The organism is Streptomyces lydicus (assembly GCF_004125265.1).
GTDB lineage: Bacteria > Actinomycetota > Actinomycetes > Streptomycetales > Streptomycetaceae > Streptomyces > Streptomyces lydicus_C.
This window is the reverse complement of the sequence record NZ_RDTE01000003.1, coordinates 2,042,670-2,059,317: the sequence shown is the minus strand read 5'-3', so window position 1 is coordinate 2,059,317 and position 16,648 is coordinate 2,042,670. Positions and strand designations below refer to the sequence as shown.

The following is a 16,648-nucleotide window of genomic DNA, read 5'->3' as shown; positions in this document are numbered from 1 at the left end:
CGGCCGATACCCGAGGTGATCCACCCCGCAACGACCGGCAGGCGGCCGGCGCCATAGGAACTCCGTAGGGCCATGTCCTTCGATGGGCGACGTGCCGCAGGCCCCCGGGAGACCGTTCCCGCCGGCCATCCGTCGAGATCCCCGGAAAAGAGGCCGGAGTGGCGAGCCAGGAGTCCTGGACGCCTCTGGACATCGAACCGGAGGGCGTAGGCGGCCCGGAGGAGCTGATCGAGCGCCTGGGCGCCATGACCCCGGCGGAGATGAGCCGACTGCTCACCGAGGAGAAAGCCATCGCCTTCCGCGGCTTCGACATTCCCGCGGACACACTCGACGACGTACTCGACCGGGTCCTGCCCCACCGCATCGGCGGGGCGCTGCGCCCCGCCCGCGAACGCTACATCGACGACGTCTGGTCGGTCGGCCGCGAACAGCCCCACATGGCGGTTCGCCCCTACAACGAGATGAGCAGTACGCACGCCTGGCCCGGCCGCATCGCCCTGTACTGCCACACCGCCCCCGCCACCGGCGGCCCCACCATGGTGGTCGACGGTGCGATCTGGCTCGCCTCCCTCACCCTCGAACTGCGCGAACGGTTCGCCCCCGGCGTCCGCTACGTCCGCTATCTGCACGACGGCGTGGGCTTTGGCGTCAGCTGGCAGCGCGCGTTCGTCACCACCCGCCGAGACGATGTCGAGGTCTTCCTCGACGGAACCGGCACCGAGTGGCGCTGGACGGCCGACGGAGGCATTCACATCTCCCGCGTCCGGCCCGCCGTCGTCACCCACCCGGTCACCGGTGCCGACGTCTGGTTCAACCAGGTCCACCGCTGGCACCCGGCGGGCCGCGGCCCTGGCGACGTCCTGTCCCGGAGCCTGTCCGCGGACCAAAGGCCCTGGAACGTCACACTCGCCGACGGCTCGGCGATCCTCACGGAGGAAGTCACCCAGATCTGCGAGTCGGCGGCCCGCGCCACCGTGGACATTCCCTGGGGTCGAGGCGATCTGCTGCTCCTCGACAACGTGGCTCTCGCCCACGGCCGCCGGCCCTTCACCGGGACGCGCCGCGTCCGTGTCGGGATGGCTCACTGAAGCCCGCCGCGTCAGAACCCCAGGGAGCCCGTTCATGCACGAGGCCTCGTACCGAGGTCTGCGCGAGACGGACGCCGTCCACATTGCGACCCTTCCCACGCCGCCCGGCCCCCGCCCACGGCCGGCCCCGCGTGGTCCACCCCCGCACAGGACTCGACTTCAACCCGCCGCCGGCGCCTCCGCGCTCACGGCGCAGCCCGTCCCGCTCAGGCCGCCGGCTCCTGCCGGGGACGACTGGTCCGGGCGAACAGCCGTAGCAGGCTGTTGAGCCGGTACGTCGCCCGGCCCGACTCGTCCGAGAACGACAACAGCCCTTCGTCGACCAGGGACTCCAGCCCCTCCTCCACCTCGGCGGCCGCCAGACCCAGGCAGCGGGCGGCCGCGTGGACGGAGAACACCTCGTGCCCGAGCTCCGAAAGGCGCAGCAGCAGCTCGTGATCCGCACGTCCCAGCCGGCGCAACGACATCTCCAGGCGGTGCGACACCGACAGCCCGCGTACCTGCAGCTCCTGAAGCCGGCTGTACGGATCGGCGAGCCGCTCCGCGATCCGCTGCAGCGAGCACCGCGGCCGCGCGGCCAGCCGGGTCGCGGCGACACGCACCGCGAGCGGAAGTCCGGCGCAGTGCCGGGCGATCTCCCGCGCCGCCTCCGGCTCGGCCTCGATCCGCATCGGGTCCACCGCCGACGACAGCATCCGCAGACTCTCCGCCTCACTCAGGGCGGGCAGCACCATGGTGTGCAGCCCGCCGATCGGCCCCAGCGCCGTCTGACTGGTGATCAGCACCGCGGGCTCCGGTGCCCCGGGCAACAGCCCGGACAACTGCAGCTCGCTGACCGCGTTGTCCAGCAGGATCAGCAGGCGCCGGCGGGCTGTGCGGGTCCGGTACAACCGGATCAGCTCGTCCAGATCCGGCTCGGTGGCATCCACCGGCTCCCCGAGCGCCCGCAACAGGCCCACCAGGACATCCCGGGGATCACGCGGCGAGCCGTCCGCGTGCCGCAGATTCACGTACAACTGCCCGTCGGGGAAGGCGTCCAGACACTCATTGGCCGCCCGCACCGCCAGCGCCGTTTTCCCGCTGCCCGGCATCCCCGACAGCAGGAACCGGCGGGCGTGCCACGTGCGCTGCTCGCTCGGCGGCAGCAGCCTGCGCAACTGCGCCAACTCGGCCTCGCGGCCGGTGAAGTCGGGCACATCCGGGGGCAGCATCGCCGGTGTCACCGTCCGGATCACCGCCGTCGGCGCCTCCGCCTTCACGACGGGCTCCCCCGCCAGCACCGCCTGATACACCTCGGCCAGCTCCGTGCCCGGCGTCACGCCCAGCTCCTCGGCGAGCACCCGCCGCCCCTCGTGGAATGCGTTCAGCGCGTCGGCCTGCCGCCCGCTCAGATACAGCGCCTTCATCAGCTGCGCCCGCATCCGCTCCCGCACCGGGAACTCGGCCACCAGCGACGTCAGTTCGGGCACCACCCGCAGATGGCGGCCCAGCGCCAGATCCCCTTCGATCCGCTGCTCGGTCACCGCGGCCCGGGCCTCCTCCAGCCTGGGCAGTTCGGCGTTCGCCAGGACCTCGGTGACATCGGACAGGGCCGCTCCGCGCCACAGTTCGAGCGCGCCGCGCAAGTGCGCGTCCGCCCGCTCCAGGTCCCCCGCCTCCTGGGCCTCGCCACCGAGCCGGGCCAGCCGCTCGAACTCCAGGAAGTCCAGCCGGGCGTTCCCGGCCTCCAAGGCGTAGCCGGGCAGTTGCCGGACGATCCGCACCCCGTCGCCGAGCTGCATCCGCAACCGCGAGATGTACGTGTAGATCTGCGCGCTCACGGTGACCGGTGGATGCCACCCCCACAGCAGATGGCTCAGCCGCGCGTCCGACACCACCCGCCCCCTGGCCAGCAGCAACGCTGCGAGCACAGTTTTGATCTTGGTGCCTGACAGTGTGACGTGCTCGCCGTCCCTGCAGACCTGCACCGGACCGAGAATCCGGAACTCCATGGCATCCCCCGAATTGGCTGCTGCTTCCGGCGCACCAGTCTGGGATCAGAGGGGCCCGTGTGGGTGTTTTCTCCGTGTCAGGAGACTGCGCTGGCAGGTCCCTGCGAGCTGCGCCCCGTAACCCGGCGACCGGGACCGACCCAGGGTCCCGAGATCCCGGACATGCCGAAGGGGCCGTACGGCCCTCGCCGTACGGCCCCTTCGGCACCTGCCCCTGGCTCAGGCCGCGTCGCTCTCCATGGCGCGGACGAGGCTGAGGGGGCGCATGTCGGTCCAGTTCTCCTCGACGTGGGCGAGGCAGGCGGCACGGGTGTCCTGACCGTGCACGGTGTGCCAGCCGGCCGGGATCTCGGCGAAGGCCGGCCACAGCGAGTACTGGCCCTCGTCGTTGACGAGCACGTAGTAGGACGCCTCGTCGTTCTCGAAGGGATTGGCCACGATGACACCTCACAGGAGCGTGCGGAACTGCGGACCGCATCATGGTGGGACGCCGTCCTATACGTTTCCTGCGACGTGTCCGACGGCGTGCCCGACGGGCGACCCGCACCCGGCCCTCACCGACGCGGCAGCCCCGGCCGATCCGGCCGGGGCTGCTGTCGTCCGTCCCTCACCGGCCGCTAGGCCGAGCGGTGTGCCGAGGCGCGCCGCTCCAGCGGCTCCCACCAGGCGCGGTTGTCCCGGTACCACTGGACGGTCTCGGCGAGCCCCTCGCGGAAGTCCTTGCGCGGTGCGTACCCCAACTCCTCACGGATCTTCGCGCAGTTCACCGAGTAACGGCGGTCGTGGCCGTTGCGGTCCTCGACGTACTCGACGCTGGTCCGCCAGTCGCCTCCGCAGGCATCCAGCAGCAGTGCGGTGAGTTCCTTGTTGGACAGCTCGGTGCCACCGCCGATGTTGTAGACCTCGCCGGCCCGGGCCTTGGTGCGGACCAGTTCGATGCCCTGCACGTGGTCGTCGATGTGCAGCCAGTCGCGGACATTGCCGCCGTCGCCGTACAACGGGACCTTCTCGCCGTCGAGCAGCCGGGTCACGAACAAGGGGATGAGCTTCTCGGGGAATTGGCGGTGCCCGTAGTTGTTGGAACAGCGGGTGACGCGCACATCCAGACCGTGCGTACGGTGATAGGACAGCACGAGCAGATCGCCGGCGGCCTTGGCGGCGGAGTACGGCGAGTTGGGTGCCAGGGGGTGCGTCTCCGGCCAGGACCCGGTCTCGATCGACCCGTAGACCTCGTCGGTGGACACCTGCACGAAGGTCCGGACTCCGGCGAGATGCGCCGCCTCGACCAGCGTGTGGGTGCCGAGGACATTGGTCCGTACGAACTCCCCGCCGCCGCCGTCGATCGAACGGTCGACATGCGACTCGGCGGCGAAATGGACCACCTGGTCGTGCTCGGCCATCAGCTTGCCGACCAGTTCGCCGTCACACACATCGCCGTGCACGAAAGCGAACTCCGGGTGATCGCGCACCTCATCGAGGTTGGCCGGGTTGCCGGCGTACGTGAGCAGATCGAGCACGGTGATCGAGACGTCGCCCGGCCCTCCGGGACCGAGCAGCGTGCGCACGTAGTGGGAGCCGATGAAACCGGCACCGCCGGTCACGAGAATCCTGGTACTCACGATGAGATCTGCACCTTACTGTGATCACCGAGCACGAGCCGGTGGGCGGACGGAACACGAGGAGCCGGCGTCACCTCGACATCGCGGCCGATGAGGGACGCCTCGACGCGGCGGACCCCGCAGACCGACGAACCCCGCAGAACGATGGAGTACTCGATTTCGCTCTCCTCGATCCGGCAGTTGGCGCCCACCGAGGTGTAGGGGCCGATATAGGCATCTCGCACCACCGTGCCCTCACCGATCACCACCGGTCCCACGATCCGGCTGCCGCTCACCTCGGCTCCCTCCTCGATCACCACCCGGCCGATCATCTCGGACCTCTCGTCGACCTTGCCGTGCACGAAAGGTTCGAGGGTCTCCAGCACGGAGCGGTTCACCTCCAGCATGTCGGCGGCGTTCCCGGTGTCCTTCCAGTAGCCGCAGACTGTGGTGGAACGCACGCCCCACCGGTGGTCGATCAGCCACTGGAGGGCATCGGTGATCTCCAGCTCGCCACGCCAGGACGCCTCGATGGAGCGCACCGCCTCATGGATCGCGGGTGTGAACAGATATACACCGACCACGGCGAGATCGCTCTTGGGCCGGTTCGGCTTCTCCTCCAGGCCGATGACGTTCCCCTGCGCGTCGAGTTCGGCGACACCGAACGCCGACGGACGGGAGACCTGGGTGAGCAGGATCTGGGCCGCGGGCCGGTCGGCGCGGAACTCGTCCACCAGACCGCTGATCCCGCCGACGATGAAGTTGTCCCCCAGATACATCACGAAGTCGTCGTCGCCGAGGAAGTCCGCGGAGATGAGCACCGCGTGCGCGAGGCCCAGCGGCGCCTCCTGCGGAATGTAGGTGACCTTCAGACCGAACTGCGCGCCGTCACCGACCGCCTCGCGGATCTCGTCGGCGGTGTCGCCGACGATGATCCCGACCTCGACGATGTCGGCCTCGGCGATTGCCTCCAGTCCATAGAAGAGGACCGGCTTGTTGGCCACCGGCACCAGCTGCTTGGCCGAGGTGTGGGTGATCGGACGCAGCCGGGTGCCCGCACCTCCGGCCAGAACCAAAGCTTTCATGGACTCTCCCTACGGTGCTGTCGATTCGCTGAGGGCGGGCTGCGGACGTCGCCGAGTCGTACGGACCGCCACTTCGCGCCGCAGCTACCCGCTCACGGCCTCGATGAGCCGGCGCACGATGGCGTGCCGCCCGGCGTCGTGCAGACGCAGGAACGCCCGGAGCCGCTCCGCGTGCCGATCACTGCTGCACTGCAGCGGATGAATGACCGCGAAGTGGTCCTCCTCCTGCACGAAGGAGAGTTCACGCAGCATGGGAACAGCCGGGTCGGTGACGAACTTCTCCAGGCCGGACAGCGCCTCCTGCGTGGTCATGCCGTGCGGCATCACCAGCTCACCGGCCTCGGCGATCGCGTCGTAGAAGCGGAGCATCTCGTCGGCGAAACAGGAGCGCAGCTCGTCCTGCACCTCGGGAGCCCGGACGGCCTCGGTGAGTCTGTCGCAAGCGGCTTCGTCGGGCAGCGTCCCCAAGGTCAGGCGGTGGCTGACGGTCATGGTGTGGCGGCGCGACGTGTCCCGGAGGTGCATCACGACGGTACGGTCGGGGACCGTGGTGAAGCGCTCCCCGGCATCGGCGAGCCGCAGCCACAGATCCCAGTCCTCCATCCCGGTGCGATCGGTGGTCCAGCCGCCCACACTCTCGGGCAGCCCGCGTACGTGCCCGACGCGCGACGGCTCGTACAACGGCCACAGCAACTGAAGCTCGGGATGCCACAGCCCGTTGAGCGGATGGGACCGGTACTCCTCCTCGCCCTGCTCGTTCACCCCGATGCTCGCGGTGGCCACCCAGCGCGCACCACGTGCGAACTCCCGGCGCAGCACAGCCAGATGCCCGGGCAGCCACTGGTCGTCATAGTCCAGATAAGCGATGGCCGGCGCGGTGGACGCGGCCAGACCGATGTTGCGGGGGCCACCGGGATGACCATGCCGCTCCGTTCGTATCAGCTGGACACGCTCATCGTCGTAGGAGCGCACCACGTCGTCCGTGTCGTCGGTGCAGCCGTCGGAGACGACGATCAGCCGCCAGTCGTCGAAGGTTTGGGCCAGCACACTGTCGATGGTCGGACGGATGGCCTCCGAACGGTTCCAGGCCGGGCAGATCACGTCAATCGCCGCCGTGTTCAAGGGCTTCCTCACAAACTCCTGCGGACGGCCCTCGTGCCGTCCGCCACACCCTCACCGCGGTGCCTACGAGACGGCTATACAGACCGCGTCCCGTACCCGCCCGTCCGGCTTTCCGCATGCCGACGAGTTGGGGTGTCACTACGGTCGTCGTGGCGGTATCCGCCTTGGGACGGGCGGCCGGTGTTGTGCGGCGGTCGACTCACCAAGCGAAACGGCGTCCAAGTGCCCGCCGCATCCGCAAAGCCCCAGAGAGGTCCCTCAGGTGCCGCCGCACCCCCTCCTGGCCCGTATTCACGCAGGTCAGAAAGGGCGCGGCGGCATCCGCCCCTCAGATGTCCCGGAAGATCTCGATCTGCGCCCCGATCGAGTTGAGGCGTTCGGCCAGGTCTTCGTAACCCCGGTTGATGACATAGACGTTGCGCAGGACGGAGGTGCCCTCGGCGGCCATCATGGCCAGGAGGACGACTACGGCGGGGCGGAGGGCCGGGGGGCACATCATTTCCGCGGAGCGCCAGCGGGTGGTGCCGTCGACCAGGACCCGGTGCGGGTCGAGGAGTTTGACCTGGGCGCCGAGGCGGTTGAGGTCCGTGAGGTAGATGGCGCGGTTGTCGTAGACCCAGTCGTGGATGAGGGTCTGCCCCTGGGCGCTGGCGGCGATGGCCGCGAAGAAGGGGACGTTGTCGATGTTGAGGCCCGGGAAGGGCATCGGGTGGATCTTGTCCAGGGGGGCCTGGAGCTTGGAGGGGCGGACCGTCAGGTCGATCAGCCGGGTACGGCCGTTGTCGGCCGCGTACTCCGCGCTGCGCTCGTGGTCCAGGCCCATCTCCTCCAGGACCGCCAGTTCGATCTCCAGGAACTCGACCGGGACGCGGCGGATCGTCAGCTCCGACTCGGTGACGACGGCCGCCGCCAGCAGGCTCATCGCCTCGACCGGGTCCTCGGACGGCGCGAAGTCCACATCGCGTTCGATGTGCGCGGCGCCGTGGACGGTGAGGGTGGTGGTGCCGATGCCGTCGACCCGGACGCCCAGTTCCTCCAGGAAGAAGCACAGGTCCTGGACCATGTAGTTGGAGGAGGCGTTGCGGATGACCGTGACACCGTCGTGCCGGGCGGCGGCCAGCAGCGCGTTCTCGGTGACGGTGTCGCCGCGTTCGGTCAGGACGATCGCGCGCTTGGGGGCGACGCTGCGGTCCACCTCGCCGATGTAGGTGCCGTCGGTCGCGGTGATCTCCAGGCCGAAGTGGCGCAGTGCCGTCATGTGGGGCGTGACGGTGCGGGTGCCGAGGTCGCAACCGCCCGCGTACGGCAGCTTGAAGCGGTCCATGCGGTGCAGCAGCGGGCCCAGGAACATGATGACGCTGCGGGTGCGGCGGGCCGCCTCGGTGTCCATCGAGTCGAGGTCGAGCTCCGCGGGCGGAACGATCTCCAGGTCGTTGCCGTCGTTGATCCACCGGGTCCGTACGCCGATGCTGCCCAGCACTTCGAGGATGCGGTAGACCTCCTCGATACGGGCCACCCGGCGCAGCGTGGTGCGGCCCGCGTTCAGCAGGGTGGCGCACAGCAGCGCCACGCAGGCGTTCTTGCTCGTCTTGACGTCGATGCTGCCGGACAGCCGGCGGCCGCCGACCACCCGCAGGTGCATCGGGCCGGCGTAGCCGAGCGAGACGATTTCACTGTCGAGTGCTTCGCCGATACGGGCGATCATCTCAAGGCTGATGTTCTGATTCCCGCGCTCGATGCGGTTGACCGCGCTCTGGCTGGTGCCGAGAGCTTCGGCGAGCTGCGTCTGTGTCCAGCCACGGTGCTGCCGGGCGTCACGGATGAGCCTGCCGATACGTACGAGGTAGTCGTCTCCCATGGAGTGACCGTATCTCAGATATGAGATGGGTATGCAATTGTTGATGGCCGAGTTGTTCTACTACTATGCGAACAACTGAGAGGTGGTTGCCACGCCCATGAAGAGTGCCCCGCGTTCTTCCTCGTCCTCAAAACCCCGTCCGTGGGCCCCGATTGCCGTCCTGCCGTTCGTCGCGGCCGCCGCAGCCGTCGCCGTCGTCTACTTCTCGATCTCCGCCCGATTGCCCGAACCGCTTGCCACCCATTTCGGTGGTGTCGGCTCCCGGGCCGACGGATTCACCTCCACCCGCGGCTTCCTGACGCTCACGCTCACGCTGCTGCTGGTCTTCGGTGCCGTCTTCGGCCTTCTCGCGCGGCTGCCGGAGCCCTCGGAGCTGACGCCCTGGCTGATCGCCGGCGGCTACGCCCTCGCGGCCGCCATCGGGTTTCTCGCCTGCCGGACCCTGTTCGCCAACGCCGGAGCCACCGACACCTCGGAGGTCCGGCTGCCTCTGTGGGAGCTGGCCGTGACACTCGCCGTGGCTCTGCTCGCCGGGGCCCTGGGCCGTCTGCTGGCCGGCCCTGCGCCCCGGCCGTCCGGCCGGACAGCGGGCGAGGGCCCCCGGCTCGACCTCCCGGCGGGTACGTCGGCGGGCTGGTCGCGCACCATCAGCTCGCCGCCGATCGTCGCGCTCGGCGCCCTGCTGCTCGGCGCCGGGCTCCTCGCCCTCGTTCTCACCGACTGGCCGGCGGGCATCGGCCTGCTCATCGGCGCGATCGCGGTCCTGCCCTATGCCGCCGCGCGGGTCACCGTCGACCGCCGCGGGCTGACCGTGACGTCGCCCCTGCTGCCGCCGCCCCTCCGCATCCGGCATCTGCCCCTCGACCGCATCACGGAGGCCACCAGCCGCCCGATAAGCCCCTTCAAGGAGTTCGGCGGGTGGGGCTATCGCATCCGGGCCGGCGCCAGCGGCTTCGTCCTGCGCTCGGGCGAGGGCATGGTGGTACGGCTGACCAGTGGCAAGGAGTTCGTGGTGACGGTCGATGATGCCGTGACCGCCGTCGCCCTGCTCAATACGTACCTGGACCGCGCGCGCTCGTGGAACGAAGGAGCCTGAGGTGCTCTTCAGGGTGGACCCCTGCTCGCCCGTCCCGCTCGGCGACCAGATCGCGGCCTCGGTCCGCGGTGCGATCGCCGACGGCACGGTGGACGCCGGGGAGCGGCTGCCGGCCGCCCGTGCCCTCGCCGTATCGCTCGGCGTGAACGTCCATACCGTGCTGCGCGGCTACCAGCGACTCAAGGAAGAGGGCCTGATCGAACTCCGGCGCGGCCGCGGCGCCGTGGTCACCGGCGCCGCATCACCGGCCCGCGCCCGCCTCGGCGAGACCGCCCAGCGCCTGATCGCCGAGGCCCGCAACCTGGGACTCTCCGACGAGGAGATCGTGACGGTGGTCCGTACAGGGCTGTCGGGGGCCTGAGGCGGGGCGGGGGAGAGGCGGGAAGACCGGGCGTGCCGCTTGTCGGACGTGGCCACCGCACCACCCGGGAGGCTTCCCCCATTCCAGGAGTCCTGCGGTGGCCACCAGCGACGCTGAAGGAAGGGTCAGTGGCTTTCCGGTCCGCTTTCCAGATCGCTGTCCGGTTCGTTACCGCCCGACCGGGTTGAGGTAGGTGGCCGGGTGGGTGGCGCCGTCCTGCTTGAGGATCTGGCCGCCGAACGGCCACTTCAGGGTGAAGTGCTCCGTCTCGTTCGGCGGGGTGACCAGGAACGTCGCCGGAACGAACTTCTCCTTCTGCGGCGTGGACCCGGTCACCGGGAGCAGGGTGATGCTGAAGTCCACCGTGTCCCCCTGCTCCAGGGCCATCTTCTCGGGCTTCGTGGAGGAGCGCGCCAGCGACCAGGTGCCGTCGGTCTTCTGAGCGCCGATCATGTCGACACCCGCGAAACCGGAGAGGGTGCAGGTGCGCTTGCTCCGGTTGGTGAACCAGATGTGTGCCTGCGTCTGCTTCCCGGTCTGCTCCATCTCCGGCCTCGCGTCCTCCCCCGTGGCGAAGCCGGCCTTCAGGTCGGCGGTGTGGCAGCGGGTCGGCTCGGCCTTGGCGGGGGCGGCCGAGGCAGGGACGGTGGTAGCGGCAGTGCCGGCGACGACGACGGCCGCAACGGCCACGGCGGTCAGCTTGCTCTTCATGTCAGGTTCCCCTCGAAGGCGAATCGGCACGCGAGGTCGGCGCGCGCCTGCGTACCTGAAGATGTGCGATGCCCGGGAGAGGTTCGGCGTGTCGGAGAGGCTTTCCGGACAGCCGGGGTGCGGGACCGTTGCGGCGTTGCGGGAGGACGCCGCAACGGTCCGTGACCACGGTCGGTGTCCGGTCCGGCACGGCGGGTCCGAGACGGGCACATCCTGGCATTCCCGACCTGGTGCACGGCTTCCGCGGCTCCCGCCCGCAGTTGGCGTGGCTGCCGGAAGACCTCCACCGGACGCTCGCCGATATCCATCTCACGTACGCACCGCTGGTGCCGGTAGCGGGCCGGCCACCGCAGATGCAGCCGCCGGTGGTCGCTGCGTAGTACCAGCCGGGGAAGCTGCGATCGCCCTTGTTCCATCGGACCCCACGTACCGGCGCCGCACACTCGAACCGGACGTCCCACCCGGCGCCCAACGCGACACGCCGACGTCGCCCGCCATCGAAGAAGTCCAGGTCGAAAGGGCTCAGCACAGGATCGCCGTACGCGAGTACCGGTTTCCTCACCGTCTCCCCGGACAGCCAGGCCGCAGCGGCCACTCAACCTTCGCTGAGAATGCCGAGCTGTCACCAGCCTTCGCCGAGTGTTCACCGTGTCTGCATCAAACCGCATCTCAGAACACGATCGAGCGCTGCCCGGCCTGCGGGTCCCCATGTCGGCTTGCCGCCGGGAAGGCCCCGGTCTCCGTTCTGGCCCATCAGCATGAGGAACAGGCTTTTCAGAGCAGCCAGTCCGCGGGCGCGCCGGATCGTCGCTTCGTCCGCAAGCGCGTATACGTCGAAGAACCGTGAGGCGGCGCCCGCGGGAAGGACTACCCATGCGGCCGCAAGGTCCCATGCCGGATCGCCGGCGAACATGCCACCGAAGTCGATCACACCTGAGAGCGTCCCGTCCGAGACGACGACATTTGCGGGATGAAGGTCACCGTGCACCCATACCCGCGGGCCCTCCCAGTCGGGGGCCGCAACGGCACCGTCCCAGACGGCCCGGACCTCGTCGGCAATGCCGCTGGGGACAACGGCTTGAAAGAAGTGGTCGAAGCCGTCCGTGTACTTCTTGGGGTGAGCGCCGCGGTCCGAACCGGTCGGCGCCTCGGCGGGCGCCTCCCTATGCAGCGCCCTGAGGAAGCCCGCCAGCGTGTCAGCCGCGTGGTCGCCGCGACTGATCGAGGTGTAGTCCAGTGGCTCGCCAGGAACCCACGTCATGATGGCCCAGGGTCTCGGGAAGCGCGTGGAAGGTTCACCGGTCCGCACAGGGTTCGGAATCGGGAGCGGCAGGCGCGGGGCCAGGACGGGCAGCCATCGGCACTCCTTGCGCTGGAGATCCGGGGCACGTTCGGTACGCGGCATGCGCACGGCCAACTCGTCCCCAAGGCGCCACTGCTTGTTGTCCCATCCGCCCGCTACTTCGCGGATGGCCAGTCCTGCAAGGTCCGGATGCTGCTCCTGCAGCAGATCGTGGACCAGGTCCGCAGTGATCTCGATCTCGGAGTCGGTCATGCGAAGCCACAGTACTGGGGCAGGCGGAGCGGCTCCCGCTCTCGTCGAAGAAGTCCAGATCGCAGTCGCCGGGAGCGGGATCCTCCACGGCCTCCCCGGACAGCCCCCGACCTTCGCTGAGAAAACCCAGCGGTCACCAATCGTCGCTGACAACGCTCGGCCTTCGCTGCGAGAGGTCACGGGGAGAGGTGGTGGCGGTCAGGGCATGACCAGGCCGCGACGATGTACTAGAGTTATCTCGACATCGAGATATCTGCCGAGAGGCGTACCGCTGCCGCGCCAGTAAGGCGTGCCTAACTTAGGCATACCTTAGCGGATGGTCAAGGAGCTGTGACGGCAGCATTGCGGTGGTACGCGCGAATTCATGCATGAAGGAGACTGTCGTGTCGGCGAACAGCTTCGACGCCCGCAGCACGCTGCAGGTGGGCGACGAGTCGTACGAGATCTTCCGGCTGGACAAGGTCGAAGGCGCCGCGCGTCTTCCCTACAGCCTGAAGGTGCTGCTGGAGAACCTGCTCCGTACCGAGGACGGCGCGAACATCACCGCCGACCACATCCGGGCGCTCGGCGGCTGGGACTCGCAGGCTCAGCCCAGCCAGGAGATCCAGTTCACGCCGGCCCGCGTGATCATGCAGGACTTCACCGGTGTGCCCTGTGTCGTGGACCTCGCGACCATGCGTGAGGCCGTGAAGGAGCTGGGCGGCGACCCGGCGAAGATCAACCCGCTGGCGCCGGCCGAGCTGGTCATCGACCACTCCGTTATCGCCGACAAGTTCGGCACCAAGGACGCCTTCGGCCAGAACGTCGAGCTGGAGTACGGCCGCAACAAGGAGCGCTACCAGTTCCTGCGCTGGGGCCAGACCGCCTTCGACGAGTTCAAGGTCGTCCCGCCCGGCACCGGCATCGTCCACCAGGTGAACATCGAGCACCTGGCGCGCACGGTCATGGTGCGTGGCGGCCAGGCCTACCCCGACACCCTCGTCGGCACCGACTCGCACACCACCATGGTCAACGGCCTGGGCGTCCTGGGCTGGGGCGTCGGCGGCATCGAGGCCGAGGCCGCGATGCTCGGCCAGCCGGTCTCCATGCTCATCCCGCGTGTCGTCGGCTTCAAGCTGACCGGTGAGCTCAAGCCCGGCACCACCGCCACCGACCTGGTGCTGACCATCACCGAGATGCTGCGCAAGCACGGCGTCGTCGGCAAGTTCGTCGAGTTCTACGGCGAGGGCGTCGCCGCCACCTCGCTGGCCAACCGCGCCACCATCGGCAACATGTCGCCGGAGTTCGGCTCCACCGCCGCGATCTTCCCGATCGACGACGAGACCCTGAGCTACCTCCGTCTGACCGGCCGCGACGCCCAGCAGGTCGCGCTCGTCGAGGCGTACGCCAAGGAGCAGGGCCTCTGGCTCGACCCGGCCGCCGAGCCCGACTTCTCCGAGAAGCTGGAGCTGGACCTCTCCACGGTCGTCCCGTCGATCGCCGGTCCGAAGCGCCCGCAGGACCGCATCGTCCTCGCCAACGCCGCCGAGCAGTTCGCCGTCGACGTGCGCAACTACGTCGCCGACGACGAGGAGGCAGGCAAGGAGTCCTTCCCCGCGTCCGACGCGCCGGCCTCCGCCAACGGCGTCCCGACGAACCCGGTCACCGTGACCGCCCCCGACGGCTCGACCTACGAGATCGACCACGGTGCCGTGACGGTCGCGGCCATCACCTCCTGCACCAACACCTCGAACCCGTACGTCATGGTCGCCGCCGCGCTGGTCGCGAAGAAGGCCGTGGAGAAGGGCCTGACCCGCAAGCCGTGGGTCAAGACCACCCTCGCCCCGGGCTCGAAGGTCGTCACCGACTACTTCGACAAGGCCGGGCTCACCCCGTACCTCGACAAGGTCGGCTTCAACCTCGTCGGCTACGGCTGCACCACCTGCATCGGCAACTCCGGCCCGCTGCCGGAGGAGGTCTCCAAGGCCGTCAACGACCACGACCTGGCCGTGACCTCGGTGCTCTCCGGCAACCGCAACTTCGAGGGCCGGATCAACCCCGACGTCAAGATGAACTACCTGGCCTCCCCGCCGCTGGTCGTCGCGTACGCCCTCGCGGGTTCCATGAAGGTGAACATCACCGAGGACGCGCTGGGCACCGACACCGAGGGCAACCCGGTCTTCCTGAAGGACATCTGGCCGACCGAGGCCGAGGTCAACGACGTCGTGGCGAACGCCATCGGCGAGGACATGTTCAACAAGTCCTACCAGGACGTCTTCGCGGGCGACGCCCAGTGGCAGGCGCTGCCCATCCCGACCGGTAACACCTTCGAGTGGGACGCCGAGTCGACCTACGTGCGCAAGCCCCCGTACTTCGAGGGCATGACGATGGAGACCACCCCGGTCTCGGACATCTCCGGCGCCCGCGTGCTGGCCAAGCTGGGCGACTCGGTCACCACCGACCACATCTCCCCGGCCGGTGCGATCAAGGCCGACACCCCGGCCGGCCAGTACCTCACCGAGCACGGCGTCGAGCGTCGCGACTTCAACTCCTACGGCTCGCGCCGGGGTAACCACGAGGTCATGATCCGCGGCACCTTCGCCAACATCCGCCTGCGCAACCAGATCGCGCCGGGCACCGAGGGCGGCTTCACCCGCGACTTCACGCAGGACGGCGCCCCGGTGTCGTTCATCTACGACGCCTCGCAGAACTACCAGGCCGCCGGCACCCCGCTGGTCATCCTGGCCGGCAAGGAGTACGGCTCCGGCTCGTCCCGCGACTGGGCCGCCAAGGGCACCGCGCTGCTCGGCGTCAAGGCCGTCATCGCCGAGTCCTACGAGCGCATCCACCGCTCGAACCTCATCGGCATGGGCGTCCTGCCGCTGCAGTTCCCGGAGGGCGCGTCCGCCGAGTCGCTGGGCCTGACCGGCGAGGAGACCTTCTCCTTCTCCGGCGTGACCGAGCTGAACGACGGCACCACGCCCCGCACGGTCAAGGTGACCACCGACAGCGGCGTCGAGTTCGACGCGGTCGTCCGCATCGACACCCCCGGCGAGGCGGACTACTACCGCAACGGCGGCATCATGCAGTACGTGCTGCGGTCGCTGATCCGCAAGTAAGGCGCCACCACGCCACGACGGGCCGCACCCCCCGAGGGGGTGCGGCCCGTCCGCGTTATCGGCGGCCGGCGGCCCGGCCGTCAGAAGATCAGGCGGTAACTCCCGTACGAGCCACGGACCTTGACCGGCTTGGCGAACGGCGCGGACGCCTTGCCGGTGCCCTCGTAGAGGTACAGCGAGCCATTGCCGACGCGGCCCAGCAGGTCGGCGACGCCGTCGCCGTTCACATCCCCGCTGGAGTGCAGGTAGTTGTAGCCGTTCCAGCCGGCGCCGATCCGGGTGCGGGCGGAGAACGGCGCCTTGGCGTTCCCGGTGCCCTTGTAGAGCCAGAGCACCCCGGCCTTGTCCCGGGCGACCAGGTCGGCCCGCCCGTCACCGGTGAGGTCGCCCTGGCCGGCGAACTGGGTGTAGCCGCCCCAGCCGGCGCCGACGCGGATCCGCGCGGTGAGCGTGCCGTCCGTCCGGGCCTGGTACAGCCACAGCACCCCGGACTTGTCCACGGCGAGGATGTCCGACGCCCGGGCACCGGCGACGTCACCGGGGGAGAAGACCTTGGAGTAGATCTGCCAACCCCCGCCGATGGCACGGGTCTTCACCTTGTCATCGGCGGCGGTGTAGGTGTACGACAGCGCGCCGTTGTTCATCCAGTGGTACGTGGCGTCGCCGTAGCCGTCCTTGTCGCTGTCGACCTGGGCGGCGGCCCGGAGGTACTTGAAGTCCGGGATGTCGTCGCCGTCGAAGATCTTGTCCCGGGGGCCGAAGTTCCCGGTGCCGTCCGGCGCGTACATGAACAGGCTGCCGCGCCGGTCCACGCACTCCAGGACGAGGAAGAACGGGGTGGTGTGCGTGGTCCCGGCCGCCGCGGGGGCGTGCTCGGGGGCCGCCACCGCCTGGCGCCGCGCGGCGTCGGACGGGGTAGGGCTGTCTGCCAGCGCGGCGCTCGCGGTCGAACCGGTCAGCGTGGCGGTCAGCGCAACGGCCGCGAGCCGGGCGAGAGTGCGTCCGCGCCGACGGCCGAAGGAAGGTATCACCTGATGACTCCATATGTGAGAACAAGAGGCATGACGCGCCTCATAAGGGACGCG

At 69.3% G+C, this 16,648-nt stretch carries 14 protein-coding genes; 5 read left to right on the top strand and 9 right to left on the bottom strand.

Going from position 1 to position 16,648, the window contains the following annotated elements; all coding sequences use genetic code 11:
• Positions 1–158: 158 nt before the first annotated feature.
• Positions 159–1,088 carry a TauD/TfdA family dioxygenase gene (locus D9V36_RS11730; protein WP_241720838.1) on the top strand — a complete coding sequence of 310 codons (930 nt, stop codon included), beginning with the start codon at positions 159–161 and terminating at the stop codon, positions 1,086–1,088.
• A gap of 206 nt (positions 1,089–1,294) precedes the next feature.
• Here D9V36_RS11730 and D9V36_RS11725 read toward each other — a convergent pair whose 3' ends face one another.
• The 6 genes from D9V36_RS11725 to D9V36_RS11700 all read right to left on the bottom strand — a co-directional run bounded on the left by D9V36_RS11725 (position 1,295) and on the right by D9V36_RS11700 (position 8,742).
• Positions 1,295–3,079, bottom strand: coding sequence for an AfsR/SARP family transcriptional regulator (locus D9V36_RS11725; protein WP_129293724.1), 1,785 nt, complete (start codon positions 3,077–3,079; stop codon positions 1,295–1,297).
• 219 nt (positions 3,080–3,298) lie between these two features.
• Positions 3,299–3,517: an MbtH family protein gene (locus D9V36_RS11720; RefSeq protein ID WP_129293723.1), complete on the bottom strand. Its 219-nt coding sequence runs from the start codon at positions 3,515–3,517 to the stop codon at positions 3,299–3,301.
• 179 nt (positions 3,518–3,696) lie between these two features.
• Positions 3,697–4,698: a dTDP-glucose 4,6-dehydratase gene (gene rfbB, locus D9V36_RS11715; RefSeq protein WP_129293722.1), complete on the bottom strand. Its 1,002-nt coding sequence runs from the start codon at positions 4,696–4,698 to the stop codon at positions 3,697–3,699.
• Complete coding sequence (locus tag D9V36_RS11710; protein WP_129293721.1) at positions 4,695–5,762, bottom strand: glucose-1-phosphate thymidylyltransferase; 1,068 nt, start codon at positions 5,760–5,762, stop codon at positions 4,695–4,697. Before D9V36_RS11710 ends, rfbB begins: the two co-directional genes overlap by 4 nt.
• An 84-nt stretch (positions 5,763–5,846) precedes the next feature.
• Positions 5,847–6,896, bottom strand: coding sequence for a glycosyltransferase family 2 protein (locus D9V36_RS11705; protein ID WP_241720837.1), 1,050 nt, complete (start codon positions 6,894–6,896; stop codon positions 5,847–5,849).
• Positions 6,897–7,212: 316 nt separating this feature from the next.
• Positions 7,213–8,742, bottom strand: coding sequence for a helix-turn-helix domain-containing protein (locus tag D9V36_RS11700; RefSeq protein WP_129293720.1), 1,530 nt, complete (start codon positions 8,740–8,742; stop codon positions 7,213–7,215).
• A 97-nt stretch (positions 8,743–8,839) separates the two neighbouring features.
• Between D9V36_RS11700 and D9V36_RS11695 the strand changes: the two genes are divergently transcribed.
• Positions 8,840–9,838, top strand: a complete 999-nt coding sequence (locus D9V36_RS11695) for a DUF1648 domain-containing protein (protein ID WP_129293719.1) — start codon at positions 8,840–8,842, stop codon at positions 9,836–9,838.
• Between the two features lies 1 nt (position 9,839).
• The gene (locus D9V36_RS11690; protein WP_129293718.1) at positions 9,840–10,199 is read left to right on the top strand and encodes a GntR family transcriptional regulator; all 360 of its coding nucleotides are present in this window, start codon (positions 9,840–9,842) and stop codon (positions 10,197–10,199) included.
• 168 nt (positions 10,200–10,367) lie between these two features.
• Here D9V36_RS11690 and D9V36_RS11685 read toward each other — a convergent pair whose 3' ends face one another.
• Positions 10,368–10,910, bottom strand: a complete 543-nt coding sequence (locus tag D9V36_RS11685; protein WP_129293717.1) for a DUF4232 domain-containing protein — start codon at positions 10,908–10,910, stop codon at positions 10,368–10,370.
• A gap of 161 nt (positions 10,911–11,071) precedes the next feature.
• On the opposite strand from D9V36_RS11685, the gene D9V36_RS11680 reads away from it, so the two are divergent.
• Positions 11,072–11,290: a hypothetical protein gene (locus tag D9V36_RS11680; RefSeq protein ID WP_129293716.1), complete on the top strand. Its 219-nt coding sequence runs from the start codon at positions 11,072–11,074 to the stop codon at positions 11,288–11,290.
• 263 nt (positions 11,291–11,553) lie between these two features.
• Here D9V36_RS11680 and D9V36_RS11675 read toward each other — a convergent pair whose 3' ends face one another.
• The gene (locus D9V36_RS11675) at positions 11,554–12,465 is read right to left on the bottom strand and encodes an aminoglycoside phosphotransferase family protein (RefSeq protein WP_129293715.1); all 912 of its coding nucleotides are present in this window, start codon (positions 12,463–12,465) and stop codon (positions 11,554–11,556) included.
• Between the two features lie 368 nt (positions 12,466–12,833).
• Between D9V36_RS11675 and acnA the strand changes: the two genes are divergently transcribed.
• On the top strand, positions 12,834–15,563 hold the full coding sequence (gene acnA, locus D9V36_RS11670) for an aconitate hydratase AcnA (protein WP_129293714.1): 2,730 nt from the start codon (positions 12,834–12,836) through the stop codon (positions 15,561–15,563).
• A gap of 80 nt (positions 15,564–15,643) precedes the next feature.
• Here the strand turns inward: acnA and D9V36_RS11665 are convergent, their stop codons facing one another.
• On the bottom strand, positions 15,644–16,594 hold the full coding sequence (locus tag D9V36_RS11665; RefSeq protein ID WP_241720836.1) for an FG-GAP repeat domain-containing protein: 951 nt from the start codon (positions 16,592–16,594) through the stop codon (positions 15,644–15,646).
• Positions 16,595–16,648: the final 54 nt, after the last annotated feature.

Bases quoted from the DNA above. Each gene is read 5' to 3' on its own strand.
- D9V36_RS11725 (WP_129293724.1), bottom strand. From the start codon at position 3,079: ATGGAGTTCCGGATTCTCGGTCCGGTGCAGGTCTGCAGGGACGGCGAG.
- D9V36_RS11710 (WP_129293721.1), bottom strand. From the start codon at position 5,762: ATGAAAGCTTTGGTTCTGGCCGGAGGTGCGGGCACCCGGCTGCGTCCG.
- D9V36_RS11700 (WP_129293720.1), bottom strand. From the start codon at position 8,742: ATGGGAGACGACTACCTCGTACGTATCGGCAGGCTCATCCGTGACGCC.
- D9V36_RS11695 (WP_129293719.1), top strand. From the start codon at position 8,840: ATGAAGAGTGCCCCGCGTTCTTCCTCGTCCTCAAAACCCCGTCCGTGG.
- D9V36_RS11685 (WP_129293717.1), bottom strand. From the start codon at position 10,910: ATGAAGAGCAAGCTGACCGCCGTGGCCGTTGCGGCCGTCGTCGTCGCC.
- D9V36_RS11675 (WP_129293715.1), bottom strand. From the start codon at position 12,465: ATGACCGACTCCGAGATCGAGATCACTGCGGACCTGGTCCACGATCTG.
- acnA (WP_129293714.1), top strand. From the start codon at position 12,834: ATGAAGGAGACTGTCGTGTCGGCGAACAGCTTCGACGCCCGCAGCACG.